This is a genomic window from Leucobacter muris (genome assembly GCF_004028235.1).
GTDB classification, from domain to species: domain Bacteria; phylum Actinomycetota; class Actinomycetes; order Actinomycetales; family Microbacteriaceae; genus Leucobacter; species Leucobacter muris.
This window is the reverse complement of sequence record NZ_CP035037.1, coordinates 268,411-292,713: the sequence shown is the minus strand read 5'-3', so window position 1 is coordinate 292,713 and position 24,303 is coordinate 268,411. Positions and strand designations below refer to the sequence as shown.

Sequence of the window (24,303 nt, the reverse complement as noted above, 5' to 3'; positions counted from 1 at the left end):
ATGGTTTCGGTCGTCGGGATCCAGGATCCCACACGAAGGAGGGGAAGCGGGGGCGGAGATCCGCCCCCGCCGCGGAGCCAGGGTGCGTGTCGCAGATCGTAGCCGCGCGCAGGAGGCGAGGATCTGTGAGACGCGCCCTAGCTGTTGCTCGGGAACCCGAGGTCGACCCTCGACTGGTCGGGCTTCGGCCAGCGCGTCGTGACGACCTTCGAGCGAGTGTAGAAGTAGATCGACTCGGGGCCGTAGATGTGGGCGTCGCCGAAGAGCGAGTCCTTCCAGCCGCCGAACGAGAACGAGCCGACGGGCACGGGGATCGGCACGTTGAGGCCCACCATGCCGGCCTCGACCTCGAACTCGAACTGGCGGGCGACGCCGCCGTCGCGGGTGAAGATGGCGGTGCCGTTGCCGAACTGGTGCTCGTTGATGAGCTGCAAGCCCTCCTCGTAGGTGTCGACGCGCACGACCGCGAGCACCGGCCCGAATATCTCCTCGAGGTAGACCTTGCTGTCGGTCTTGACGTGGTCGAGCAGCGAGACGCCGGTGAAGAACCCGTCGCCCTCGAACTGCGCCTCGCGACCGTCGACGACCACGGTGGCGCCCTCGGCCTCGGCGCCGGCGACGTACGACTCGACGCGGGCCTTCGCCTCGGCGGTGATGAGCGGGCCCATCTCGGACGCGGGATCGGTGCCGTCGCCGATCTTGAGCTTCTCCATGCGCTCGGCGATCTTCGCGACGAGCTCGTCGCCCACACCGCCGACGGCCACGACGACCGAGACGGCCATGCAGCGCTCGCCGGCCGAGCCGTAGGCGGCCGAGACCGCGGCGTCGGCGGCGCCGTTCAGGTCGGCGTCGGGCATCACGATCATGTGGTTCTTGGCGCCGCCGAGCGCCTGCACCCGCTTGCCGTTGGCGGCCGCGCGCTCGTAGATGTACTTGGCGATCGGGGTCGAGCCCACGAACGAGATCGCCTTCACGTCGCGGCTGTCGAGCAGCGTGTCGACGGCGACCTTGTCGCCGTGCACGACGTTGAGCACGCCGTCGGGCAGACCGGCCTCGCGGAACAGCTCGGCGATGAAGACGGAGGCGGAGGGATCGCGCTCGGAGGGCTTCAGCACGACGGTGTTGCCGCAGGCGATCGCGGAGGCGATCATCCAGAGGGGCACCATGACCGGGAAGTTGAACGGGGTGATGGCCGCGACCACGCCCACCGGCTGCTTGATCGAGTGCACGTCGACGCCGGTCGAGACCTGCTCGTCGCGCTCGCCCTTCAGCAGGTGCAGCAGGCCCGAGGCGAACTCGACGTTCTCGAGGCCGCGCGCGATCTCCCCGGCCGCGTCGCTGAGCACCTTGCCGTGCTCGCTCGTGACGATGGCGGCGAGCTCGGGCGTGCGCTGCTTGAGCAGCTGGCGCAGGTTGAAGAACACGTCGGCGCGCTTCGTGAGGCTGGTCTTGCGCCAGGCCGGCAGCGCGGCCTTCGCCGCGGCGACGGCCTGCTCGACGGTGGCGGCCGACGCGATCGCCAGCTCGTGCTGCGGCTGGCCCGTCGCGGGGTTGAACACCGGCTGGGTGCGCTCCGCGGTCTCGACATGCTCGCCGCCGATGATGTGAGGGATGAGTGCCATCCGTGTTCCTCTCGAATCGATCAATATGTTCGGGATCGCCGAACGCCGTTGATTCCCAGTATTTCAGCGGCCTTTCGCGGCAGCCACCGCCACTCCATCCGCAATTCTCTCGATTCCCGTACACTTTGTTCGAGAACCTCGCGCCCGGCGGGGAGCCACGGGACGGAGAGACCGGTGTCGGGAGAGATCAGCGTCGCCGACGCGCTCGGGCTCGCAGAGCTGCGGGCCGGCGATCCCGAGCTGCTCGCGGGGGCTCGAGGCATCGACCGCGGCATCCGATGGGCGCACGTGGTCGCGGGCTCTGCCGCGGTGAGCCTGCTCGACGGCGGCGAGCTCGTACTCACGACCGGGGCGGGGTGGCCGCGCGGGGGCGACGAGCTCGAACGGCTCTCGGCCGCGCTGCTCGACACCGGCCCCGCGGCGGTCGTGCTGGAGCTCGGGCGCTTCTTCGCCGAGCCGCCCGCCCCGCTGGTCGCCGCGTGCGAGGGGCGCGGCATCCCCCTCATCGCGCTCCACCGGGAGGTGCGCTTCGTGCAGATCACGCAGCGCGTGCACCAGCGCATCCTCGCGGCGCAGACCGAGGCGCTCGCAGCACGGGCCGAGGTGCACGCGATGCTCACCGAGCTGGGCCTCAACCGCAGCCCCGTCGACTACGTGATCGAGCGCCTCGCCGACACCCTCGACACCGCGGTTGTGCTCGAGGACTCGGCGCGACGGGTCGTCGCCTGGGCCGGCCAGGCCCACGACGACCACCCGGTCGCGGCCTGGGCGGCCGCCGACGGCCGCGAGTTCCCGCTGCCCGACGGCTGGGCCCGCGTGCCCGTCGAGGCGCAGGGCCGGCGCTGGGGCCACCTCTCGGCGCTGCCCGGCCCCGCCCACCCGGCGGGCCGGCGCACCGTGCTCGAACTCGGCGCGTTCGCGCTGGCGCTCGGACGCCTCGCAGACCCCGAGGGAGACCAGTGGTTGCAGCTCTCGTCGAAGCACCTGTTCGACGTGCTGCTCGGCGGCCGCTACCGCCGCGACGAGGAGGTCGCCGTACAACTCGCGGCCGCGGGTCTCCCCGTCGCCGGTCGCCGCCTGCTCGGCGCGACCCTGCGCGGCTCGGGGGGCCTCGGCGGGCAGCCGCCCGCGGAGCGCGAACTGCTCGAGACCGCCCTGCGGCGGGCCGTGTCGCCGGAGGGCCGGGTGATCCTCGCCCCCGACGACGAGGCCGCGGGCGGCGAATCGGGATCCGGCGCCGCCCGCACCGCCTCGGTCTCGGGCGACCACGGCGGATCCGCGCGGCCCGCCTCCGGGCCCGCGCTCATCGCACTGCTCTCGTTCCCGCCCGGCGACCCGCGAGCCGACGGGCTCGAGAGCCGGGTTCCCGCCCTCGCCTCGCGCCTCGCGCGCGAGATCGACGCGCTGCTGCCCGCCGACGCGCCCCAGCACTGGCGCGCCCACCTCGGGCTCGGCGCCTCGGGCGGGCGCGTGCGCGGACTCATCTCGTCGCTCGAACAGGTGCGGGCGGCGGGCGAGCTCGACCCGGCGGCGAGCGCGGGCCGCGTCACCGTGCAGCAGGCCGAACGGCAGCCGCTCGCCTACCTGGTGCGGGGGCTCGCCGCGCTGCCCGAGATGCAGGAGTTCGCCGAGGAGGCGCTCGGGCCGATCATCGAGCACGACTCGGCGAGCGGAGCGGGTCACAGCGGCGACCTGCTGCGGGTGCTGCGCGCATACCTCGAGCACCCCACCAACCGGTCGCTCGCGGCGCAGCGGGCGCGGCTCTCGCGGTCGGTGTTCTACCAGCGGCTCGCGCTGATCGAGGAGCTGCTGGGGGTCGACCTCACCGACGGCACCGTGATCGCGACGCTGACCGTGGCGCTGCTCGCGAGGCGGTAGGGCGCCGCCGTCCCCTTCGCCCGCACCAACGGCACCAGACCGACACCGTCCCCCTTCGCCCGCACCACCGGCACCAGACCGCCACCGCCACCCGACAGCACCGCCTGACCGCAGCACCACGCTTTCCCCTTCCCCACCCCGCACCACCGGCACCGATCGACGCTGCAGCACCTCGATCGGGCGAAACGAGGTGCTGCAGCGTCGATCGGTGCGCGAGGGACGACGCAAGGGCACGAGGCAGGTACGCGACGCGGGTGGGTGAGGCGGGCACGAGGCCGATGCCTGACAGAGCGCCCGCCGCGCAGCGCCCGAGTGCGAGACAGGGCGCGCACCGAGCGGCACGCCCTCGGCCTGAGAGCGGCCCTACCGCTCCTCGGGCGACGACCAGAGCGCGGGGTACGAGTGCCCGAGCTCGATCACGAGGCGGCGCAGCGCCGGCAGCGAGAGCCCGATCACGCAGCTCGGCGCGCCCTCGATGCGCTCGATGAACGCCCCGGCGAGCCCGTCGATCGCGAAGCCTCCCGCGAGTTCGAGCGGCTCGCCGGTCGCGACGTACGCCTCGAGCTCGGCGTCGTCGAGATCGGCCGAGAGCTCGACCTCGGCGGTGTCGACGGATCCGGCCGCGCCGCGCGTCTCGCCCCCCGTGTGATCGATCAGCCAGTGCCCCGAGTGCAGCACTCCGGTGCGCCCGCGGTGGTGCTTCGCGCGCGCCAGGGCGACGTCGGGTTCGTGGGGCTTGCCCAGAATCTCGCCGTCGAGCAGGAACATCGAGTCGCCGCCCAGCACGAGGCCATCGATCTCGTCGCCGTGCCGGCGCACGACGTCCTCGGCCTTGAGCCGGCCCAGGTACTCGGTGAACTCGGGGGCCGTGAGCGCGCGGCCCAGCTCGGCCTCGCGCGCCGCGACCGCCGCGTCCTCGTCGACCTCGGGCGAGAAGCAGATCGGCTCGATGCCCGCGCCTCTCAGAACCGAGAGCCGGGCCGGGGACGTCGAGGCGAGGTACAAGCGCATGCGCCCAGCCTACGCATCCCGAGCTGCGGAGCTCACCCGCATCACGGACGGACACGCCGTGTACGCATCCGAGATACCGGTGAGCTCCGAGTCACGGGTACGGGATCGGCCGCGAAAACGCCTGCGGCGGTGACCGTAGCGCCTCGGGCGCGAAACGCTGGCGCGTTTCGATCCAGCCCTCGGCGCGTTTTCGCTCTAGAGAATCGCGCCCTCGTGGCGCAGCAGCGCCTCCTTGACGGGGGTGCCGAAGAGGTAGCCGCCCAATCCGCCGTCGGTGCGCACGATGCGGTGGCAGGGCACCACGAGCGCGACGAGGTTGTTCGCGCACCCGGAGGCCGCGGCGCGCACCGCCGAGGGCCGGCCCGCGAGCGCGGCCAGCTCCGTGTAGGTCACGGCACGGCCGGCGGGCACCTCGCGCAGGGCCCGCCACACCTCGCCGCGGAACGGGGTCTCGGGCTGGAAGACGGGCAGCGCATCGATCGCGGCGAGGTCGCCGTCGGCGTAGGCGCGCAGCGCGGCGGCGATCCCGAAGCGGTCGTCGGCGGCGTTCTCGACGCCGCGCGCCGCGAGTTCGGGATCGAGCCGGCCGAGCCGCTGCATGAGGCTGTCGGCGTCCGGATCGTCATCGGTCGCGAAGCCTGCGGCGCGCAGAGCGCCGTCCTCGGGCGCCCAGATCGCGTGGAAGGGGTGGCCCGCGACCTCGACGACGGTGCGGGCGAGGGGTGCGACGCCGACCGGGGCGGCGGGACTGGTGAGGGGTGCGGTGGTCATCTCGGGTCCTTTCGTGCGGCCGTCTCGAGGAAGTCGGCCCAGAGGTGCTGGGTGGCGTAGCCGCGGAACGGGCGCCAGGTCTCGGCGAGGCGCGCGGCCTCCCGGTCGCCGCTCACCCCGAGTGCGCGGCGCAGGATCAGGTCTCCGGCCGGATACGCGTCGGGATCTCCGAGCGCGCGCATGGCGATCAGCTCGACGGTCCACGGGCCGATGCCGCGGATCGCGAGGAGTTCGCGCCTGGCGCGCTCGCGGTCGGCGCCGGGGCCGAGATCCAGCCCCTCCGCGATCGCGACCGCGAGTGATCGCAGCGTCTGCGCGCGGGCGCGCGTGAGGCCGAGTCGCTCGCGCAGGTCGTCGGCCCCGAGGGCGGCGACGCGCTCGGCGCTCGGTCTGGCGCGGAACCCGGCCGGGGCACCCGCCGCGGCGGCCTCCTCGGGGAAGGCAGCGGCGAGCCGCCCCTGCAGCGTGCGCGCCGCGGCGAGCGAGATCTGCTGACCGAGCACCGTGCCGAGCGCGAACTCCACCGCGTCGCGCGCCCCGGGCAGACGAAGACCCGGACGGGCCGCGAGCGAGGTGCGCAGCAGCGGCTCGCCGCCCAGCGCCGCGGCGATCTGCGCGGGGTCGGCGTCGAGGTCGAGCAACCGCCGCACGGCCTGGATCGCGGGCATCGTGTCGCTCAGGCCCGGCAGGGAGAGCCTGATCGGGATCCCGACCGTCGAGGCGCCCGCCGCGCACCGGACGGTGTCGCCGGGCACGTCGGCCCAGTCGATGCTCGCGACCGCGGTGCCGCCCGGCACGTCGATCGCGTGCGCGGTCGTGCCGTCGGCGTCGATGCGGTCTCGGCCCGGCACCGCGTGCGCCGCGAGGAAGGCGCGCATCGCCTCGGCCGCGAACGGGGCCCGGGCGCGCAGCCGCAGTGAGAGCGCGGGGCGCTCGTCGGAGACGGGGCCGCCGGCGTCGCGCCCGCCCGTGGAACCCGGCCGTGACAGCCGCGACGGCGCGATCCCGAACTCCTCGCGCATCGTGTCGCCGAACTGCCGCACGCTGCCGAAACCCGCAGCGAACGCGATGTCGGCGAGGGGCAGATCGGTCTGCTCGATGAGGGAGCGCGCCGCGTGGGCCCGCCGCGTGCGGGCGAGTTGCAGGGGCGTCGCGCCGATCTCCTGGAGGAGCATGCGCCGCAGGTGGCGCTCGCTCACCGCGAGCTCCGCGGCCAGCCCCGTGACGCCCACGGCGTCGACCGCCCCGTCGCGGATGCGGCGCACCGCGCGCGCGACGAGGTCTCCCCTCGCGTCCCAGTCGCGGGTGCCGGGCAGCGCCTCGGGCCGGCAGCGCCTGCAGGCCCGGAACCCGGCGGCGACGCACGCGGCCGCGCTCGGCAGGAAGCGGCAGTTCTCGGGGCGCGGCTTGCGGGCCGGGCACGACGGGCGGCAGTAGATGCCGGTGCTCGTCACGCAGAGGTAGATGCGGCCGTCCCAGCGGGCGTCGCGTCCCGACGCGGCGCGGTAGCACGCGTCGAAGTCGAGTCGGGATGCTGGGGTTTCGGTGGGCACCCGTCCATTGTTCCGCGCGCGGGGCGACGACGCACGCGGAAATCGGACATCGCAGTGAGGCGCGACGTTCCGCTCGGCCGCGGGGCTCCTCACCGCGGCGCGTGGCGCCCGCCGCGTTCGCTACGCTCGTGAGTGTGAAAGACGCTTCCGGACGCTCCGCGCTGCTGCGCGCCACTGTCGTGGTCGTCGCCGAGGGTGGGCTGCGCGCGCTGACCTACCGGGCCGTCGCCGCCGAGGCCGGGGTCTCGCACGGGCTCGTGCGGCACCACTTCGGCACGCGGGATCAGCTCATCGCCGAGGCGATGGAGTACGCGATCGACGAGAGCCTGCGGGGCTCGAACATGCTGAGCAGCGGGCTCACCGTGCACGAGTTCGCCGACGGCATCGAGTCGCTCGCGGATCGCGAGGCCGGCATCCAGTCGTTCCAGTACGAGCTGCTGCTCGAGTCGCGGCGCCGGCCCGAGCTGCGGCCGCTCGCCGAGCGCCACTACCAGGCGTATCGGGAGGCGATCTCGCGGCAGCTGCACCGACTCGGCGTCGACGACGCGGAGCTCACCGAGCTGATCTGGTTCGCACTCGACGGCATCGTCTTCAAGCAGCTCGTCGCCCCCGAGGACCCGGCGCCCGCGGTGCGGCGGATCCGCGCCCTCATCGAGAGGGCCGCGGAGGGCTGATCCGCGCCCCTTCGCCCACCGCAAGCCGCATCCGCCCGATCCCGCTGCAGCCGCGGCGCCGATCGGCCCGTCCTGCCGCACCGATCGACGTTCGAGCACCTCGTTCCCGCGCAGGCGGGTGCCCGAACGTCGATCGGTGCGCGAACGCGCCAGTCAGCGCCGCCAGGCATCTCCCGGTGTCTCCCGTGATGCCCGGGAGGCACGGCGAGCCCGGAGGCCCGGGACGCCCGAAACCGGCGCTTGACTATCCATTTGGATAGTTCTAGGCTTGCGCTACCGACCGAAGGGACACACCGTCGTGCCTGACACCCAGAACCCACCCGACACCACCATCGAGTTCCTCTACCTGAGCGAGCCCGACATGATCGCCGCCGGCGTCACCGACATGGCCGCCTGCGTCGACACGATGAGTGAGATGCTCGTCGACTTCAAGCGCGGCGACTACCGCATGGCCGGCGTCGAGAACGACCTGCACGGCGCGCAGATCTACTTCCCGCGGGAGTCGCCCTTCGAGGGCATGCCGCTCGACGGCCCGGATCGCCGCTTCATGGCGATGCCCGCCTACCTCGGGGGCAGCTTCCAGACGGCCGGCTGCAAGTGGTACGGCTCGAACGTCGAGAACCGCAAGATCGGCCTGCCCCGCTCCATCCTCATGTTCACGCTGAACGACAAGGACACGGGCGCGCCCCTCGCCCACATGTCGGCGAACCTGCTGAGCGCCTACCGCACCGGCGCGATCCCGGGCGTCGGCGCCCGCTACCTCGCGCGCGAGGACGCGAGGATCGTCGGCATCGCGGGCCCCGGCCCCATGAACCGCACCTCGCTCGAGGCGCTCGTCGCGGTGCGCCCCGGCATCGACACCGTCAAGGTGTTCGGCCGCAGCCAGGGCAGCATCGACGCCTACATCGGCTGGGTGCGCGAGAACTTCCCCGGCATCACGACCGTCGAGCAGGTCGACTCGCTGCAGGGCGCGGTCGAGGGCTGCGACATCGTGAGCATCGCGATCCCGAGCCCCTCGGGCGTGGATCACTACCCCTACGTCGCCGACGAGTGGGTGAAGCCCGGCGCGCTCGTGCTCTGCTCTGCGCACCTCGCGCTCGAGGAGAGCCTCGTGCAGCGCGCCCGCCACGTCGCCGACGCCCGCAGCATCTACGAGGCCTGGGGCGCCGAGCTGCCCGGCAACGCCCACGACACCGTCGGCATCTGGGGCATGGCCCTCGTCGACCGCGTGCGCGACGGCCGCATGAGCCCCGAGCAGTTCGAAGACCTGGGCGAGATCATCGAGGGCGACACCCCCGGTCGCACGAGCGACGACGAGGTCTTCGTCTACTCGGTGGGCGGCATGCCCGTCGAGGACGTCGCCTGGGCGACGCGGGTCTACCGCACCGCCGTGGAGCGCGGCATCGGCACGAAGCTGAAGCTCTGGGACAAGCCCGCCCTGGCCTGACGCCCGCTCGCCCCGCCGAACGCGCCGGGCGCGGAGCGGCAGGGCCCACCCCAGCACAGAAGCACGCCCCGCCGATGCGGGCGGGGCGACAGAACGGAAGAGGATCGAATGGATCTGCAGAAGACCGACGTGGTCGTCATCGGCGCCGGAGCCGTCGGCTCGATGGCCCTGTGGCAGCTGAGCAAGCGCGAGGGTCTCGACGTCGTGGGCATCGAGCAGTACGGCCGCGTGCACTCGCACGGCTCCTACGCGGGCGAGACGCGGGTGTTCCGCACCGCGGTGCACGAGGGAGGCACGTACGTGAAGATGATCCAGCGCTCGCGCGAGCTGTGGCGCCAGCTCGAGGCCGAGTCGGGCCGCGACATCTATTCCGAGGTCGGCTGCCTCTCGATCGCGCCGGAGGGCTTCCCCGACCTCGAGGTCGCGATGGCCAACGTGCGCGAGTTCGACATCCCCCACCGCGTGCTCTCGAACGAGGAGCTGCGCGCCGAGTACCCGCAGCACATCGTGAACGACGACGACATCGCGCTGCTCGACGAGCACGGCGGCGGGTTGCGCCCCGAGGTGGCCGTGATGAGCGCGCTCGACCTCGCCGAGCAGCACGGCGCCCGCCTCTTCTTCAACACGCCCGTGATCGATATCGAGGAGCGCGCCGACGGCGTGGTCGTGCGCACCACGCAGGGCGCCTGGCTCGCCGGCACCGTCGTGATCGCGTCGGGATCCTGGTCGACCCGCCTGCGCCCGCAGCTGAACGAGCTGCTGCGCCTGCAGGTGCTCGGGCTCACCTGGTTCATGCCGAAGGATCCCGAGGCCTTCGTGCCCGCGAAGTTCCCGGTGTTCCTGCGCGACGCGGGTGCGGTGCACTTCTTCGGCGCGCCGAGCTTCGACGGCTACGCCTTCAAGGCCTGCACGAATCCCGAGTGGCCGGTCTTCCGCGACGTCTCCGAGGTGCCGACCCATCACACCCGCGAGGAGCTGATCCGGATCGGTCAGCGCGGCGCCGAGCTGTTCGCGGGCGTGAATCCCGAGCCGGTGCGCGAGAGCGTGCACCACTGCGCCTACACGCCCGATCGCCTGCCGGTGGTCGACCGCACGGATCGTGTCGTCACCATCACGGGGCTGTCGGGTCACGGTTTCAAGTTCTCGCCGCAGCTCGGCGAGTGGGCCGCGCAGCTGGTGCAGGGCGAGGAGCACACGGTGGATCCGCGCTTCGCGCTCTCCGAGCACATGCGGCGCCTCGCCGAGCTCGGCCCCTACACCGGCGGCGGGCACTGAGCAGCAGCTCGCCGGTCGACCTGGATCCGCGGAGGGGCGCCTCGGTGAGTTCCGAGATCCCTCGGTGGCGCCAATAGTTCTATTCCATATAGAGTTATTGTCATCGAAACCGAGAGGGGATCCATGACCCAGCAGGCGATACCCGTCGAGGTCGCGCGCCTCTCGAAGCGCTTCGGCCGCGTGCAGGCCGTGAACGACCTCAGCTTCACCGCGCAGCCGGGCCGCGTGACCGGCTTCCTCGGCCCGAACGGCTCGGGCAAGACCACCACACTCGGCATGGTGCTCGGGCTGCTTCGCCCCGACTCCGGCGCCGCCACCATCGGCGGCGCGCCCTACGCCGCGCTCGAACGCCCCGCCCTCACCGTGGGCTCGGCGCTCTCGGCCAGCTTCCACCCGGCGCACACCGGCCGCGCGCACCTCGACATCGTGCGACGCGCGATCGGCGTGCCGGTCTCGCGCGTCGACGAGACCCTCGCGCTCGTGGGCCTCGACGGAGCCGCCGACCGCAAGACCGGCGGCTACTCCCTCGGCATGCGACAGCGGCTGGCGCTCGCGGCGGCACTGCTCGGCGACCCGCAGGTGCTGCTGCTCGACGAGCCGATCAACGGCCTCGATCCCGAGGGCATCCGCTGGATCCGACTCTTCCTGCAGCACCTCGCGAGCGAGGGCAAGACGGTGCTGCTGTCATCGCACCTGCTGAGCGAGGTGCAGCAGACCGTCGACGACGTGGTCGTGATCCGCCGCGGCGAGCTCGCCTTCGCGGGTACGCTGGCCGAGCTGCAGCACGGCGACGGCGAACGCACCGTGCTGGTCTCGGCCGCGGATCGGCCGGGCCTCGCGCAGGCGTTGCAGCGGGCGGGCGCCCAGGTGCACGGCGTGCGGGGCGAGACGATGCGCGTGAGCGGCCTCGAACCCGACGCCGTCGGCGAGGTCGCACTCGCGGCGGGGATCGCCCTCTCCCACCTCAGCGTCGAGGAGAGCGAGCTCGAGCAGAGCTTCCTCGAATTGATCGAGGGCGGCGCAACCGACCGGGCGCCTGCTCAGGCGGCCGGGGGCGCGACCGCCCCGACGGCCGCCGCTTCGATGGAAGGGGGTGCACGATGAGCGGATCGCGCATGGTTCGCAGCCTGTCGTCCGAGTGGCGCAAGGTGCTCGCGACCAAGATGTGGTGGATCCTCGCGATCGTGATCGCGGCCTACTCCGCGATGATCGCCTCGATGTTCGCGTTCATGTTCGGCGCGATGGGCGACGCACTCGCGGGGGCGGGCCCGGGAGCGCCCGAGCTGCCCGCGCAGGACGCCGCCAACATGGTCTACTCGTCGGTGTCGACCTTCGGCTACGTGGTGCCGCTGCTGCTCGGCGCGCTCGCGGCGACCGGCGAGCTGCGCCACCGCACGCTCGGGCTCACCTTCACACTCGAACCGCGCCGGGGGCTCGTGCTGCTGAGCAAGACGCTGGTGCTGGTGGTCTTCGGCGTCGCGCTGGGCGCGGCCGGGCTCCTCGGCGCCGTCGGGGCGGGGGCCGGTGTGACCGCCGCGACCGGCGGCGATCCGATGCTCGGCTCGCCCGAGTCGTGGGCGGTGATCGGCCGCGTGCTGGCGGCGCTCGGGATCTGGGCGATCATCGGGTTCGGCATCGGCGTGCTCGTTCGCAGTCAGGCCATCGCGATCGTGATCGCGCTCGTCTTCACCCAGTTCGTCGAACCGCTGCTGCGCACGGGGGCGCAGTTCTGGGAGTGGAGCGCGCAGGTCGCGAAGTTCCTGCCCGGGGCGGCGACCGACTCGTTCGTGGGGGCGAGTGTGATGAGCAGCCTCTCGTCGCTCGACCCCTCGGCTCCGCAGGGATCGAGCGCGCTCGGCATCTGGGCCGGCCTCGCCGTGCTCGTCGCGTACGCGGCGGTGTCGATCGCGGCCGGCTGGGCGCTGCGCTGGCGGCGCGACGTGATCTAGGCCGCCTCCGCACGCCCTCGAGCGGCGACCCCGCGGCACCCCGCGGCGACCGGTCGCCGACGGTCAGTCTCCGCGGGTCTCGGCGAGGCGCAGGTCCACGTTGCGATCCCGGATCGCGGCGACCGCCGCCTCGCTGAGCCCCGCGTCGGTGACGATGGTGTCGAAGTCGGCGAGGGCCGCCACCCGGTAGGCGCTGTACTGGCCGTACTTCGTCGAGTCGACGAGCAGCACACGATCCGTCGCGGCGGCCATCACGGCGCGCTTCACGTCGACCTTCGTCGGCACGGGGGTGGTGACGCCGTGCTTCAGGCTCCACGAGGACGCGCTGATGAAGGCGATGTCGAGGTTGAGCTGCTCGAGGATGCGAGTGGCGAGCGTGCCGACGGTCGAGCGGTTGGTGTGGTCGACGAAGCCCCCGATGTGGATGGTGCTCGCTCCGACGGCGCCCAGAGCCTCGACGATCACGAAGTCGTTGGTGACGACGGTGAGGTTCTTGCGTGCGGCCAGCTCGGGCAGCATCGCGAGCGTGGTGGTGCCCGCGTCGAGGTAGAGCACCATGTCGTCTTGCACGAGCGCGGCCGCGTCTCGGGCGATGGCCTGCTTCTCGGCCGTCTGCAGCAGCGACTTGTGCTGCCGCGAGGGCTCGGTCGAGATGTTCGTGGCGAGTTTCACCCCGCCGGGCACCGAGAGGGCCTGCCCTTCGCGCTCAAGCGCCGCGATGTCGCGACGCACGGTCATGTGCGAGACCCCGAGCAGGTCGGTCAGCTGGTGCACGCTGAGCACCTTCTCGCGGTGCAGCGCGCGCAGCAGGGTCTCTCGTCGCTGATCGGGGATCACCCGAACCTCGCTCTCCTCCTGCGCAGACATGTCTCATACGATATCGACACCAACGCGCGCTCACGAACACCGGCGCGCGGCTCCGCCCGTGCAGACCTGCCGCACAGGCGCCGGGGACCCGGGCGCCTGTGCGCCCGGCGACCGGGCCGGGCGCGCGAGCCGGGCGCGGGCCGCGCACCCGGCCCGCACGATTCAGCCGGCGGTGATGGGCTGCGGCCGGTAGACGCGCTCGGCGGTGCCGTGGAACACCGCGCGCTGCTGCTCGGGGGCGAGCGCGGCGAGCACGTCGCGGTACGTCGAGATGAGCCCGGCGTAGTCGGCGAACATGCCGTCGACCGGGAAGTTGCTGCCGAACATCACCCGGTCGGCGCCGAAGATCTCGACCATGTCGAGGATCGGTCCGCGCTGATCCTCCGTCGCCCACTCCCGACCCTCGACGCACAGCCCCGATGCCTTGATCACCGTGTTCGGCACGGCCGCGACAGTGCGCAGCGCCTCGCGCCAGTCGGCGAGCGTCGGCTCGTCGCGCGACGCGATCACGCCGGAGTGGTTGACCACGAGGGTGGTCTCCGGGAAGTCGCGCGCCAGGTCGGCCGCCTCGGGCAGATTCCACCACGGGGTCTGCAGGTCGAAGTGCAGCCCGTGCTCGGCGAGCCTCGCGTAGCCGGCGCGCCAGGCGTCGTCGCTCATGAGCGTGCGCACGCCCTGCTGCACCTCCTGCGGCGAGGTCGGGCCTCCCGGCTTGTGGCGCACGCTGCGCACGAGGGGGAAGGAGGCCTGCGCGGCGAGCACCTCGGCGGCATCGGGCGCGTCGAGCCAGGCCTGGGCGACCATGGCTCCCGGCACGCCGGTCTCCGCGTGCACGTCGTGGATGTAGCGGGTCTCGCCCAGGGGGTCGCTCGGATCCCACTCGGCCTCCATGTACACCGATGCCACGACGCCCTGCCCCGCGATGTCCGCGAGGTAGTCGGCGGCGCGGTAGCTGCGCTTGATCGCCGAGTAGTCGCCGTAGCGGTGCGGCACGAGAGTGCCGGGCTCGAGCCAGGGGTAGAGGTTGGTCTCGAGGTCCCACAGGTGATGGTGGGCGTCGATGACGGGTCCGTCGTAGAGATCAGACATGGACGGCGGCCTTCGGCTGCTTCTTGCCCTCGAAGTCGATCGAGAGCGAGCCGACGAGGTAGACGGCCGCGCAGATCGCGAGGTAGACGAGCACCGCGGTGTAGCCGCCGGTGAACTGCACGAGCAGGCCCGCGACGATCGGCACGATGATGCCCGAGGAGGTGCCGGCGAAGTTCATGACGCCGCCGACGAGGCCGACCTTGTCGGGCTTCGCGAGCATGCCCGGGATGGTCCAGTAGAGGCCGCCGAAGAGGTTGAAGAACACGCCGATGCAGAGCAGCGTGACCGCGGTGCCGGGGTCGGAGACGAAGGGCAGCATGGCGAGGGCGATGAGGCTGAGGGCGCCGGAGCCGCCGAAGAGGATCTTGAACGCGCGGTTGCGGTTCATGCGCTTCTGCAGGTAGTCGGCGAGCAGGCCGCTGAGGATCTCGCCCGCGGCGCCGCAGAGGAAGATGAGGAAGGTCGCGAAGCCCATCGCGGCGAGGTCGAGGCCTCGGGCGTTGGTGAGGTAGTTCGGGCCCCAGGTGACGAGACCCCAGAAGACCATCGCCCAGCCCATGCGGCCGACGACCATCCACACGAGGGTGGCGCGGCTCACGCCGGGGCGCTCCTCCTCGACGACGAGCTCGCCCTCGTTGGTGCGGATCAGCTCTTCCTCGGCGCGGTTGACGAGCTTGTGCTCGCCCGGGGTGTTGCGCACGTAGAGGTACACGCCCACGCCGATGAGGATCGTGGCGAGGCCGATGATCACGAACGACCAGCGCCACGAGCCGGTGGTAGTGATCAGGCCGGCGACGATGAGACCGCCCAGCGCGGAGCCGAGGGGCGCGCCGGAGTCGATGAGCGTGACGCCCGAGGCGCGGCGCTTCGGGGGCATCCACTTGGACACGAGCTTGCTGGCCGAGGGCATGTAGGGCGCCTCGAACGCGCCGAGGCCGAGGCGGGCGATGATGAGGGTGACCGCGTTCCAGGCGAGGCCGGCGAAGGCGGTGAAGGCGCCCCAGATCGCGGCCGCGACGCCGATGACCCCGCGGGGCCCGAACTTGTCGGCGGCCAGGCCGCCGGGGATCTGGAAGAGGCAGTAGGTCCAGAAGAAGGCCGAGAGGATCAGGCCCTGAACGGCCGGCTCGAGCAGGAACTCGGCGCTGATCGTGGGCAGGGCGACCGAGAGGGAGGCGCGGTCGATGCAGTTCACCGTGTAGAAGAGGAACAGGATGACGATGACCGACCAGCGGATGTTGGTCGGCCGGGTGCGGCGGGGGGCCGCCTCGCTTGCGACAGCGCTGTCTGCGCGATTCATGGGTGGGTACTCCTTGGGTTCAGAGGGGGCGGAACGATGACGTGATGAAAGTGGGGGCGACCGGTTCGGCGGTCAGGGGCGGAGGAACCCGTCGGCGAAGGCGTCGAGCGCGACGGGTGCGACGCCGTCGAGGTCGTCGAGTCCGATGAGCTCGCCCGCGGCGATGTCGCGGCGCAGGGTTGCGCCTCCGAGCAGGTAGTAGGCGGCAGCGCCGCGTCGCGCCTCGGATCCCGGCAGCATGACCGGTGCGACCCCGGCCACCTCGTGGTGGTGGCCCTCGACCGCGAGGCGGGTGCCCGAGGCGAGGTCGCGGCTGGCGCGGGCCGCGAGGAGGGTGTGGGGCGCGGGGGCGCGCGGGATCTGCGGCGCGACGGCGCCGCGGCCGGTTGCTGCGGCGATGGTGAGCGGCGTCTCGACGCCCATCGCGTGGTAGGGCCAGTAGATGCAGGCGTGGGATCCGTCGCGGCTGACCACGTGGCCCTTGCTGCGCAGCAGCTCCCAGGTCACGGGATCGCCCGTGCGCACGACGGCGAAGACGCCGCCGGCGAAGCTCGCCTCGCCGGGCAGGCGCAGCATGGAGAAGACGTCGACGGCGCCGGGCTCGGCGATCAGGCCGCCGCGCTCGCGCTCGGCGTAGATGTCGGCGAGCTCGTCGGGGCGCGCGACGGGGTAGTGCATCGACTCGGTGTCGGCGAGGTATCCGGAGTACTGCGAGACCACGGTCATCTCGCAGGAGTCGGCGGCGGCGGAGCGCTTGAGGCCGGTCACGGCTTCGGCGCGCGCGGCGAGCGTGGCCGCCGCGTCGTCGCCCAGTTCGAGCAGCTCGGCGAGGCTCGGCGCGTCGATCTCGACGTCGAGCTGCCGCACCCGGCCGGTGGCGGGATCGAGGACGAGGTCGTACTCGCTCGACTTGCCGCAGGCCACGACCTCGAGCCCCACCCGCTCGATCCAGTCGAGCAGGCGCAGCAGGTTGGCGGGCTGGTCGCCGTCGCCGGGCAGGTAGCTCACGCCCGCCGCGGCTGCCCGTCGGTGGAGGGCGATGCCGGCGACGGTCTCGATCTCCTTGCTCACCATCACCACGTGCACGCCGTGCTCGATCGCCCGCACCGCGTAGGCGGTGCCCACGTCGACGCGGCCGGTGGCCTCCACGAGCACGTCGACGGCGCCCCAGGGCAGTGCCTCGGCGCCCGGGACGAGGGCGATGCGTCCCGCGTGCACCGCGGCTTCGGCCGCGGCTCGATCGTCGGTGACGGTCATGCCGTCCTCGGCGCAGCCGAGTTCGAGCAGCATCTGCCGCACGCCGGCGGTGTCGGGGTCGACGAGCACGGCGGCGGTCTGGTCGCTCACGTGCCGCAGCTGCGCGAGCAGCGTGCGCCCGTAGCCGCCGCGCGCCCCGGTGACGGCGACGCGCACGGGCGCGCCGCTCGGGGGACGCTGGAGTCGTCGGGGGCGATCGCCCCGTCGCGGTGCTGAATCATGCCGTGCCTTTCACCCGGTGCGGGCTCCGGCGGAGTCCCGATTTCGCAAGGTAATCATAAATTCACATTAGAGTCAATTAGATTCACACTTTAGAACATGTACTCTGGTACTCCATCCCGCACGAACGGAGACCTCATGCGCAGACTCGGCTGCATCGCCGATGACTTCACGGGCGCCACCGACGTCGCCTCGGTGCTCGCGAGCGTCGGACGCGACGTCGTGGTGGCCTTCGGCCCGCAGCGGCTCACGGGCTCCGAATTCGCCGACGCCGACGCCGTCGTCATCGCCCTGAAGTCGCGCACCGCCCCCGTCGAGGAGTGCGTGAGCGACGTGCTCGACGCTGCCCGGGCCCTGCGCGCGTGGGGCGCCACTCAGTTCTACCTCAAGTACTGCTCCACCTTCGATTCGACGAGCGACGGCAACATCGGACCGAGCATCGACGCCCTGCTCGCAGAGCTCGGCCTCACCACCGCGCTCGCCGCCCCGTCGTACCCCGCCAACGGTCGCACCGTCTACCAGGGCCATCTCTTCGTCGGCCACGAGCGCCTCGACGAGAGCCCCATGCGCGACCATCCCCTCACCCCCATGCGCGACTCGCAGCTGCGCCGTCTGCTCGCACCGCAGACCGCGCAGCCCGTCGCCAACCTGTTCCTCGACGAGGTGCGGGCCGGCGGCGAGACGATCCGCGAGGCCCTCGCCCCTGAATCGCCCCGCACCGTCATCGCCGACGCCATCGACGACGACGACCTGCGCGCCCTCGCGCGCGCCTCGGACCCCCACGTCCTGCTCACCGGCGGCGCCGGCCTCGCCCTCGGTCTCGGCGCCGAGGGCGAGGCCGCGGATCGTCCGCTCCCCCACGGCGCCCCGCAGGGCGGGCGCCTCGTGGTCTCCGGATCCGCGTCGTCGAAGACGCGCAGCCAGATCGCGCACGCCCGCTCCGAGCTGCCCTCGCGCAAACTCGACCTGCAGCGCCTCGCCGCCGGCGAATCGCTCGCCCCCGAGCTCGCCGAGTGGGTCGTCGAGCAGTGGGCGGCGGAGGCGCACCGCCCCGTGCTCGTCTACGCGACCGACAGCCTCGACGACCTCGCAGCCATCCCCGCCGACGAGCGAGCCGGCGTCGCCGACCGCATCGAACGCACCCTCGCCGACCTCGCGGCCGCGACCCTCGACCACGGCCTCGGCGCGCTGCTCGTCGCCGGCGGCGAGACGAGCGGCCGCGTGGTGCAGACGCTCGGCATCGATGCGATCCGCATCGGCCCGCAACTCGCCCCCGGAGTCGTCTGGGCCGAAGCCGCCGTCGCGTCCGCCGCCGCGGCCTGCGACGGCTCCGCCGACCCCGCACTCCCGACACGATCGGCGCCGGAGCAGACCCGACGCATCGCGATCGCCCTCAAGTCGGGCAACTTCGGCGACGAACGCCTCTTCACCGACGCCTGGGAGCAGCTCCGATGACCTCACGCACCGAAGCCGCGAACCTCCTCGTCGCGGCGGCGGCCGAACTCGCGTCCTGCGGCATGAGCCCCGGTCGCTCCGGCAACATCAGCGTGCGCGACGGCGACCGCCTGCTCATGTCGCCCACCGACTCGAGCCTCGCCGCCCTCGACCCCGACCGGCTCTCGGTGCTGTCGCTCTCGGGCGAGCACCTCGACGGCCCGAGGCCCTCGAAAGAGGTGCCGCTGCACCTCGCCCTCTACCGGCGCGACGCCGCCCACACCGCGGTCGTGCACCTGCACTCCCCGCTCGCCGTCGCCGCCGCCTGCCGGGAGCCGTGGTCCGAGCACCACGCGATCCCGCCGCTCACCCCCTACATCTTCCTGAAAGTGGGGCAGGTGCCGCTCATCCCCTACTTCGGCCCCGGCGACCCCCGCCAGGCCGACGCCATCGACGCGAACCCGCTCGCGTTCCGCGCGGCGCTGCTCGCGAACCACGGCCAGGTGGCAGCCGCCGAGACCCTCGACGCCGCGGTGACCTCGGCGATCGAGATCGAGGAGGCCGCGCGGGTCGCGCTCACCCTCGCGGACGGCGGCTCCCGCCTGCTCGACGAGCACGACATCGAGGAGCTCGTCGCTCGCGGCGGCACCCCGTGGCGCGCCCTGCGCCCCGCCCTCGCCTCAGCGGGCCCCGGGGCGGAGCGGTGAGTGCTGCCCCACCCATGAGAACATGGCGACGGCGGCTGCCGCGCTCGCGTTGATCGAGCGGGTCGACCCGTACTGGGTGATCTCGACCACGGCCTGCGCCGCCGCGATCGCCTCGGCCGTGAGCCCCGGCCCCTCCTGACCGAACAGCATCACGCAGCGCTCGGGCCACTCGAAGGTCTCCATGGGCACGCAGCCGGGCACGTTGTCGATCGCGATGATCGGCACCCCCTCGGATCGCGCCCACTCCACGAGCGCCGCGACGTCGGGCCGGTGCACCACGTGCTGGTAGCGGTCGGTAACCATGGCGCCCCGCTTGTTCCACCGGCGGCGGCCCACGATGTGCACGGTGTCCGCGGCGAACGCGTTGGCGCTGCGCACGATCGAACCGATGTTCATGTCGTGCTGCCAGTTCTCGATCGCCACGTGGAACGGGTGCCGGTGCTCGTCGAGATCCGCCACGATCGCCTCCATGCGCCAGTAGCGGTAGCGATCGATCACGTTGCGGGTGTCGCCGTGCTCGAGCAGTTCGGGGTCGTAGTGCTCGCCGGAGGGCCACGCGTCGCGGCCTCCCGGCCAGGGGCCGACGCCCGCCGTGGTGCGCTCCGGATGCGGATCGGCCGCGGTCTCGGGGGTGCTGGGCTGTTCGGGATCCGGCTGCTGGCTCACCGCCCCATTCTCCCATCCGCGCGGCAGCGGCACGGCAGCGGCGGAGCCGGCGCGGTCGCTCAGGTCGCGGCTGGCCGCTCCCACGGCTCGACGCCACCGGGCACCTCGCGGAAGAGCGGGTGCGCGCTCGGCCCACCGGCCGCGTCCCAGCGCGCCGCGTCGTCGGGGCTGCGCTCGCGCAGCTTGCGCCCGAGGTGCTGCCACTCGTAGTCGAGCTGTCCGCGCGCGACCGGGATCGCGGCGCCGAGTTCACCGACGGGGGTCGGGCTCAGGATACGCGCGGCGTCGAAGCGGTAGCCGCGCGAGTGCGCCTCCCGCGCGACGACCCCGAGATACGCTCCCACGGCCGCGAGCGGGTCGGGCTGCGCCCGGAAGCGCTCGAGCTGCGGATGATTGCGGTAGCCGCGGGTGCGCCCGGCGAGCACCGCCTGCGCGAGCAGCGTCTCGCGCCAGCAGGCGAGCAGCCCCATGCGGTCGAGGTGCCGAGGGTGGAGCGACCAGATCCTCATCCGGGTCAGGCCGAGGCCGTCGCGAGCCGCTCGATCTCGGCCTCGCCGAGCTCGACGGCGAGCGACACGAGCAGGGCGGGCAGCTGCTCGGTGTTGCGGGCGCTCGCGATGGGCGCGGCGACCGTGGGCTGGGAGCGCAGCCACGCGAGCGAGACGGCGGCCACCGGCACCCGATGCGCCGCTGCGACCTCGTCGAGCGCGGCGAGCACGGCTCGGCCGCGGTCGTCGAGGTAGCCGACGGCGTCGCCGGCGCGCGGGCTCGCGCCGGCGACGGTCGCATCTGCCGCATCCCGGTACTTGCCCGCGAGGAACCCCTTCGCGAGCGAGAAGTAGGGGAACACCCCGAGTCGCTCGCGCTCGGCCGCCTCGCGCAGGCCGTTGCTCTCGAAGTCGCGCTCCACCAGGTTGTAGTGGGGCTGCAGCGCGACCGGCAGGTGGTAGCCGCCCTCCCGCGCGATGCGGAACCACTCGGCGACGCGATCGGCCGTGTAGTTCGAGACGCCGATCGCCCGCACCTTGCCGGCGTCGACGAGCGCGGAGAACGCCTCGACGGTCTGCTCGAGGGGGGGTCTCGGGGTCGTCGAAGTGGGCGTAGTAGAGGTCGATGCGATCGGTCTGCAGACGCTGCAGCGAGGCGTCGGCCGCGGCGCGCACGTTGTCCGGCGCGAGGCCGGAGAACTGCGGGTGGGTGGACACCTTGGTGGCGAGCACCACGTCGTCGCGGTTGCCGCGGGCGGTGAACCACTCGCCCAGGATGGTCTCGGACTCGCCTCCTCCGTTGCCGGGCGCCCAGTGCGAGTATCCGTCGGCGGTGTCGACGAAGTCGCCGCCCCCGGCGAGGAACGCGTCGAGCACGTCGAACGAGGTGTCGCGGTCGGCCGTCCATCCGAAGACGTTGCCGCCGAGGGCGAGGGCGGCGATCTCGATGTCGGACGAGCCGATGCGGGTGCGAGCGGGTGCGGTCATGTGCGGATCCTCCTTCGATCGGTACGCTGCCGACGCTATCAGCGCGACCTCGGCCGCGGCCGGGATGTGACCGAATGCGTCACGAAGCCGCGCGCCCAGTCGGGCGCGGCGCTCAGACGGGCGCTGGGCCGCGCCACTCGGCGAGGCTCACCGGGTCGTCGGTGACCACGAGGTCGACCCCGCGCTCCACCGCGGCACGCCAGCGCTTCTCGCTGTTGAGCGTGTAGACGAGCGAGCCGATGCCCACCGCTCGCAGGCGGTCGAGCAGTTCGGGGCGCTCGTCGTAGAGCTTCGTGCGGGCCCCCACCGCCGACACCTGCAGCTCACCGGCCAACCGCACCGTCGGTTCGTCCCACTCGCGGGTCAGCAGCACTCGGGCGAACTCGGGGCCGATCTGCTGCAGCATGCGCAGCGTGTGCACGTCGAACGACTGCAGCGCGACCCGGTGCACGAGCTGCCGCTCGCGCAGCAGGTCGACCACCGATGCGATCTGCTCGGGCGCCCACACGCCCTTGAGCTCGACGAGGGCGCGCGTGGGGGCGCCGCCCAGCAGGTCGACGAACTCCACGAGCGTCGGCACCGGCTCCCATGTGTAGGCGGGTGCGAACCAGCCGCCGGCGTCGAGCCGCTTGACCTGCTCGAGCGTGTGGTCGGCCACCCGCCCGCTGCCGCTCGTGGTGCGGTCGAGGGTGAAGTCGTGCATGAGGATCGGCACGCCGTCGGCCGTGAGCTGCACGTCGGTCTCGATGAAGTCGACGCCCTGGTCGATCGCGACGCGCATCGCCGAGAGCGTGTTCTCGGGGGCGAGCGCGGCTGCGCCTCGGTGCGAGATGATGCCGACGGGCCCCTCGCGGTGCAGCGCGCCGTGCAACCGGAGGGTGCTCTCGGCGGCGGCCGACTGCGGGTTGAGGCTGCACAGCAGCAAGATGAGGGAGACGAGGATCCAGGCGAGCAGCCCGTATCGCGCCAGTCGCCCGTGCCGCGCGACGGCGTGCGAGGGGGCCGCCGCGGCCGAAGCCGCCGAGGCCGTCACCAGGGTCATGTCGATCCTCCTCCCACTCGTCGTCGGGTGGTGGCTCAACAGCCTAGCGAACTCCGTTACCTTTTTGTGATCTTTTGAGCGGCGTGACCCGGATCGGGTCTACTGGTTCGAGAACGCCGAGTCGAACGAGGCCTCGGGCCGCTTCCAGAGCAGCGACCGGATGCGTCCGACCGCCTCGGCGGCGCCGTGCAGGCGGTCCATGCCGGCGTCCTCCCACTCGATCGAGATCGGGCCGGTGTAGCCGATCGACGCGAGCGCGCGGAAGCCGTCCTCCCAGTGCGTGTCGCCGTGCCCGGTGGAGACGAAGTCCCAACCGCGCCGCGGGTCGCCCCACGGCAGGTGGGATCCGAGGATGCCCGAGCGCCCGGTCGGCGGTCGCAGTCGCGTGTCCTTGCAGTCGACGTGGCAGATGCGGTCGGCGAAGTCGACGATGAAGCCGATGGGGTCGATGCCCTGCCAGACGAGGTGGCTCGGATCCCAGTTGATGCCGAACGCGTGCCGGTGGTCGATCGCCTCGAGCGCGCGCACCGTGGTCCAGTAGTCGTAGGCGATCTCGGAGGGGTGCACCTCGTGCGCGTACCGCACGCCCTCGGAGTCGAAGACGTCGAGGATCGGGTTCCAGCGCCGGGCGAAGTCGTCGTAGCCCGCTTCGATGACCTCGGCGGGCACAGGCGGGAACATTGCCACGTAGGGCCAGATCTTCGATCCGGTGAACCCGGTGACGACGTCGGCGCCGAGCTTGCGCGCGACGCGCGCGGCCCGCTGCATGTCCTCGGCGGCCCGCTGCCTCACCCCCTCGGGCTCGCCGTCGCCCCAGATGTAGGGGCGCACGATGGCCCGGTGGCGGAAGTCGATGGGGTCGTCGCAGACGGCCTGCCCGGCGAGGTGGTTCGAGATCGCCCAGACGCGCAGGCCGTGGCGGTCGAGGATCTCGAGCCGCGACCGCAGATAGGCGTCGTCCTCGTCGGCGCGGGCCAGGTCGAGGTGGTCGCCCGACGCCGCGATCTCGAGGCCGTCGTAGCCCCACTCCGAAGCCAGCCGGGCCACCTCCTCGAAGGGCAGGTCGGCCCACTGGCCGGTGAACAGGGTGACGGGGTGCGATGCCTCGTGGGTCATGGTCGACTGCTCCTTCGCTGCTGCAGATCGGTGAGGAAATCGAAGGTGATGCGGGCGAGTTCGTGCTGGCTCTCGGCGAGCGGCCGCCAGATGGACGCCGCGGTGGCGATCGTGTCGTTGTCGCCCGTGAAGCTCTCGAGGGTGAGCGGGCCCGCGTACCCGATGTCGTCGAGCGCGTCGAGGAACGCGGGCCAGTCGGTGTGATCGGGTCCGGCCGGGCCGCGGTCGTTGCCGCAGACCTGCACCACGGCGGTGTGGGATCCGGCGGCCCGGATCGCCGCCCCGGGCGAGCGCTCCTCGATGTTGAGGTGGTAGGCGTCGAGGGCCAGGCCGACGCCCGCGCCGAGCAGCGGCTCGAGTACGTCGAGCGCCTGCTCGACCGTGTTGACGAGACTCGTCTCGTAGCGGTTCAGGGGCTCGATCGCGAGCGTCACCCCGCGCTCGGCCGCGTAGCCCGCGACGGGTCGCAGCGCCTCGCGCAGCGCCGCGATCGCGGTCGCGCGCTCTGCGGGGCTCATGCGCCAGACGCGGCCCGTGCGGGCGGTGAAGGGGCCCGCGACGGTGGGCGATCCGACCACGGCCGCGACGTCGACGCAGTGGCGCAGGTAGTGCTGCGTACCCGACCGCAGCGCGTCGTCGAGCAGGTCGCGGCCCTGCCCCATCGCCCCGACCACGCGCGCGCCCATGCCGAGCGCGTCGAGCCTCTCGGCGGCGAGCACCGGCGACCAGTCTCCCGGCGACTCGACGGGCAGCTCGAGCAGCTCGTAGCCGATGCCGCGCGCCTCCCGCGCGATGCGCTCGAGGGAGGCGTCGTCGAGGGGCGAGGTCCACACCCAGGTGTTGACTCCGAGCTGTCGCTGCATCACTGCTCCTTCCGAACTCGGTCGTGCTGCGCGGAGTCGCAGGATCCACCCCGCGAACGGGGTGGATCCTGCGACTCGCGGGCGCCGC

21 protein-coding genes and 1 pseudogene are annotated in these 24,303 nt (G+C 72.6%); 8 read left to right on the top strand and 14 right to left on the bottom strand.

Annotation, left to right across the window (positions count from 1 at the left end; genetic code table 11):
* Nucleotides 1-137 precede the first annotated feature (137 nt).
* Entirely contained in the window at nt 138-1,622 is a 1,485-nt protein-coding gene (locus tag Leucomu_RS01370; protein WP_128386096.1) for a CoA-acylating methylmalonate-semialdehyde dehydrogenase, read from the bottom strand.
* A gap of 174 nt (nt 1,623-1,796) precedes the next feature.
* On the opposite strand from Leucomu_RS01370, the gene Leucomu_RS01365 reads away from it, so the two are divergent.
* Nucleotides 1,797-3,500: a PucR family transcriptional regulator gene (locus Leucomu_RS01365; RefSeq protein WP_128386095.1), complete on the top strand. Its 1,704-nt coding sequence runs from the start codon at nt 1,797-1,799 to the stop codon at nt 3,498-3,500.
* 363 nt (nt 3,501-3,863) lie between these two features.
* Here Leucomu_RS01365 and Leucomu_RS01360 read toward each other — a convergent pair whose 3' ends face one another.
* The 3 genes from Leucomu_RS01360 to Leucomu_RS01350 all read right to left on the bottom strand — a co-directional run bounded on the left by Leucomu_RS01360 (nt 3,864) and on the right by Leucomu_RS01350 (nt 6,835).
* Nucleotides 3,864-4,511 carry a Maf family protein gene (locus Leucomu_RS01360; RefSeq protein ID WP_128386094.1) on the bottom strand — a complete coding sequence of 216 codons (648 nt, stop codon included), beginning with the start codon at nt 4,509-4,511 and terminating at the stop codon, nt 3,864-3,866.
* 195 nt (nt 4,512-4,706) lie between these two features.
* Complete coding sequence (locus Leucomu_RS01355; protein WP_017884343.1) at nt 4,707-5,282, bottom strand: methylated-DNA--[protein]-cysteine S-methyltransferase; 576 nt, start codon at nt 5,280-5,282, stop codon at nt 4,707-4,709.
* Nucleotides 5,279-6,835 (bottom strand): DNA-3-methyladenine glycosylase 2 family protein, encoded by a 1,557-nt coding sequence (locus tag Leucomu_RS01350; protein ID WP_128386093.1) that lies wholly within the window; start codon nt 6,833-6,835, stop codon nt 5,279-5,281. The genes Leucomu_RS01355 and Leucomu_RS01350 overlap by 4 nt, the downstream gene beginning before the upstream one ends.
* A 134-nt stretch (nt 6,836-6,969) precedes the next feature.
* Here Leucomu_RS01350 and Leucomu_RS01345 point away from each other — a divergent pair, with 134 nt between their 5' ends.
* The 5 genes from Leucomu_RS01345 to Leucomu_RS01325 all read left to right on the top strand — a co-directional run bounded on the left by Leucomu_RS01345 (nt 6,970) and on the right by Leucomu_RS01325 (nt 12,180).
* Entirely contained in the window at nt 6,970-7,509 is a 540-nt protein-coding gene (locus tag Leucomu_RS01345) for a TetR/AcrR family transcriptional regulator (protein ID WP_164884487.1), read from the top strand.
* Between the two features lie 298 nt (nt 7,510-7,807).
* The gene (locus Leucomu_RS01340) at nt 7,808-8,956 is read left to right on the top strand and encodes a tyramine oxidase subunit B (protein WP_228407179.1); all 1,149 of its coding nucleotides are present in this window, start codon (nt 7,808-7,810) and stop codon (nt 8,954-8,956) included.
* Nucleotides 8,957-9,064: 108 nt separating this feature from the next.
* On the top strand, nt 9,065-10,231 hold the full coding sequence (gene solA, locus Leucomu_RS01335; protein ID WP_128386090.1) for an N-methyl-L-tryptophan oxidase: 1,167 nt from the start codon (nt 9,065-9,067) through the stop codon (nt 10,229-10,231).
* A 123-nt stretch (nt 10,232-10,354) separates the two neighbouring features.
* Entirely contained in the window at nt 10,355-11,335 is a 981-nt protein-coding gene (locus Leucomu_RS01330; protein ID WP_128386089.1) for an ABC transporter ATP-binding protein, read from the top strand.
* Nucleotides 11,332-12,180: an ABC transporter permease gene (locus Leucomu_RS01325; protein WP_128386088.1), complete on the top strand. Its 849-nt coding sequence runs from the start codon at nt 11,332-11,334 to the stop codon at nt 12,178-12,180. The genes Leucomu_RS01330 and Leucomu_RS01325 overlap by 4 nt, the downstream gene beginning before the upstream one ends.
* 63 nt (nt 12,181-12,243) lie before the next feature.
* On the opposite strand, the gene Leucomu_RS01320 is transcribed toward Leucomu_RS01325, so the two are convergent.
* From Leucomu_RS01320 to Leucomu_RS01305, 4 genes are all read right to left on the bottom strand, one after another.
* Complete coding sequence (locus Leucomu_RS01320) at nt 12,244-13,047, bottom strand: DeoR/GlpR family DNA-binding transcription regulator (protein WP_128386087.1); 804 nt, start codon at nt 13,045-13,047, stop codon at nt 12,244-12,246.
* 162 nt (nt 13,048-13,209) lie between these two features.
* Nucleotides 13,210-14,136 carry an amidohydrolase family protein gene (locus tag Leucomu_RS01315; protein ID WP_128386086.1) on the bottom strand — a complete coding sequence of 309 codons (927 nt, stop codon included), beginning with the start codon at nt 14,134-14,136 and terminating at the stop codon, nt 13,210-13,212.
* On the bottom strand, nt 14,129-15,436 hold the full coding sequence (locus Leucomu_RS01310; RefSeq protein ID WP_017884334.1) for an MFS transporter: 1,308 nt from the start codon (nt 15,434-15,436) through the stop codon (nt 14,129-14,131). The genes Leucomu_RS01315 and Leucomu_RS01310 overlap by 8 nt, the downstream gene beginning before the upstream one ends.
* 72 nt (nt 15,437-15,508) lie before the next feature.
* Nucleotides 15,509-16,849, bottom strand: coding sequence for a homoserine dehydrogenase (locus tag Leucomu_RS01305; protein WP_128386085.1), 1,341 nt, complete (start codon nt 16,847-16,849; stop codon nt 15,509-15,511).
* Nucleotides 16,850-17,011: 162 nt separating this feature from the next.
* On the opposite strand from Leucomu_RS01305, the gene otnK reads away from it, so the two are divergent.
* Both otnK and Leucomu_RS01295 read left to right on the top strand, forming a co-directional pair.
* Nucleotides 17,012-18,367 (top strand): 3-oxo-tetronate kinase, encoded by a 1,356-nt coding sequence (gene otnK / locus Leucomu_RS01300; protein ID WP_228407177.1) that lies wholly within the window; start codon nt 17,012-17,014, stop codon nt 18,365-18,367.
* Entirely contained in the window at nt 18,364-19,053 is a 690-nt protein-coding gene (locus Leucomu_RS01295) for a class II aldolase/adducin family protein (RefSeq protein WP_128386083.1), read from the top strand. The genes otnK and Leucomu_RS01295 overlap by 4 nt, the downstream gene beginning before the upstream one ends.
* Here the strand turns inward: Leucomu_RS01295 and Leucomu_RS01290 are convergent.
* From Leucomu_RS01290 to Leucomu_RS01265, 6 genes and pseudogenes are all read right to left on the bottom strand, one after another.
* Nucleotides 19,027-19,719: a TrmH family RNA methyltransferase gene (locus tag Leucomu_RS01290; RefSeq protein WP_128386082.1), complete on the bottom strand. Its 693-nt coding sequence runs from the start codon at nt 19,717-19,719 to the stop codon at nt 19,027-19,029. The genes Leucomu_RS01295 and Leucomu_RS01290 overlap by 27 nt on opposite strands.
* A gap of 59 nt (nt 19,720-19,778) precedes the next feature.
* Nucleotides 19,779-20,228, bottom strand: a complete 450-nt coding sequence (locus tag Leucomu_RS01285) for a pyrimidine dimer DNA glycosylase/endonuclease V (protein ID WP_128386081.1) — start codon at nt 20,226-20,228, stop codon at nt 19,779-19,781.
* A gap of 5 nt (nt 20,229-20,233) precedes the next feature.
* Nucleotides 20,234-21,194 (bottom strand): annotated as a pseudogene (locus Leucomu_RS01280) (aldo/keto reductase).
* A 112-nt stretch (nt 21,195-21,306) separates the two neighbouring features.
* Nucleotides 21,307-22,236: a glycerophosphodiester phosphodiesterase gene (locus tag Leucomu_RS01275; RefSeq protein ID WP_128386080.1), complete on the bottom strand. Its 930-nt coding sequence runs from the start codon at nt 22,234-22,236 to the stop codon at nt 21,307-21,309.
* A gap of 99 nt (nt 22,237-22,335) precedes the next feature.
* Nucleotides 22,336-23,352 (bottom strand): sugar phosphate isomerase/epimerase family protein, encoded by a 1,017-nt coding sequence (locus Leucomu_RS01270; RefSeq protein ID WP_128386079.1) that lies wholly within the window; start codon nt 23,350-23,352, stop codon nt 22,336-22,338.
* The gene (locus Leucomu_RS01265) at nt 23,349-24,215 is read right to left on the bottom strand and encodes a sugar phosphate isomerase/epimerase family protein (RefSeq protein WP_128386078.1); all 867 of its coding nucleotides are present in this window, start codon (nt 24,213-24,215) and stop codon (nt 23,349-23,351) included. Before Leucomu_RS01265 ends, Leucomu_RS01270 begins: the two co-directional genes overlap by 4 nt.
* Between the last annotated feature and the right edge of the window lie 88 nt (nt 24,216-24,303).

Excerpts from the sequence above, each read along its gene's own strand:
- Leucomu_RS01310 (WP_017884334.1), bottom strand. The coding sequence starts at position 15,436 with ATGAATCGCGCAGACAGCGCTGTCGCAAGCGAGGCGGCCCCCCGCCGC.
- Leucomu_RS01355 (WP_017884343.1), bottom strand. The coding sequence starts at position 5,282 with ATGACCACCGCACCCCTCACCAGTCCCGCCGCCCCGGTCGGCGTCGCA.
- otnK (WP_228407177.1), top strand. The coding sequence starts at position 17,012 with ATGTACTCTGGTACTCCATCCCGCACGAACGGAGACCTCATGCGCAGA.
- Leucomu_RS01265 (WP_128386078.1), bottom strand. The coding sequence starts at position 24,215 with ATGCAGCGACAGCTCGGAGTCAACACCTGGGTGTGGACCTCGCCCCTC.
- Leucomu_RS01270 (WP_128386079.1), bottom strand. The coding sequence starts at position 23,352 with ATGACCCACGAGGCATCGCACCCCGTCACCCTGTTCACCGGCCAGTGG.
- solA (WP_128386090.1), top strand. The coding sequence starts at position 9,065 with ATGGATCTGCAGAAGACCGACGTGGTCGTCATCGGCGCCGGAGCCGTC.
- Leucomu_RS01325 (WP_128386088.1), top strand. The coding sequence starts at position 11,332 with ATGAGCGGATCGCGCATGGTTCGCAGCCTGTCGTCCGAGTGGCGCAAG.
- Leucomu_RS01370 (WP_128386096.1), bottom strand. The coding sequence starts at position 1,622 with ATGGCACTCATCCCTCACATCATCGGCGGCGAGCATGTCGAGACCGCG.
- Leucomu_RS01330 (WP_128386089.1), top strand. The coding sequence starts at position 10,355 with ATGACCCAGCAGGCGATACCCGTCGAGGTCGCGCGCCTCTCGAAGCGC.
- Leucomu_RS01360 (WP_128386094.1), bottom strand. The coding sequence starts at position 4,511 with ATGCGCTTGTACCTCGCCTCGACGTCCCCGGCCCGGCTCTCGGTTCTG.
- Leucomu_RS01320 (WP_128386087.1), bottom strand. The coding sequence starts at position 13,047 with ATGTCTGCGCAGGAGGAGAGCGAGGTTCGGGTGATCCCCGATCAGCGA.
- Leucomu_RS01315 (WP_128386086.1), bottom strand. The coding sequence starts at position 14,136 with ATGTCTGATCTCTACGACGGACCCGTCATCGACGCCCACCATCACCTG.
- Leucomu_RS01285 (WP_128386081.1), bottom strand. The coding sequence starts at position 20,228 with ATGAGGATCTGGTCGCTCCACCCTCGGCACCTCGACCGCATGGGGCTG.
- Leucomu_RS01275 (WP_128386080.1), bottom strand. The coding sequence starts at position 22,236 with ATGACCCTGGTGACGGCCTCGGCGGCTTCGGCCGCGGCGGCCCCCTCG.
- Leucomu_RS01295 (WP_128386083.1), top strand. The coding sequence starts at position 18,364 with ATGACCTCACGCACCGAAGCCGCGAACCTCCTCGTCGCGGCGGCGGCC.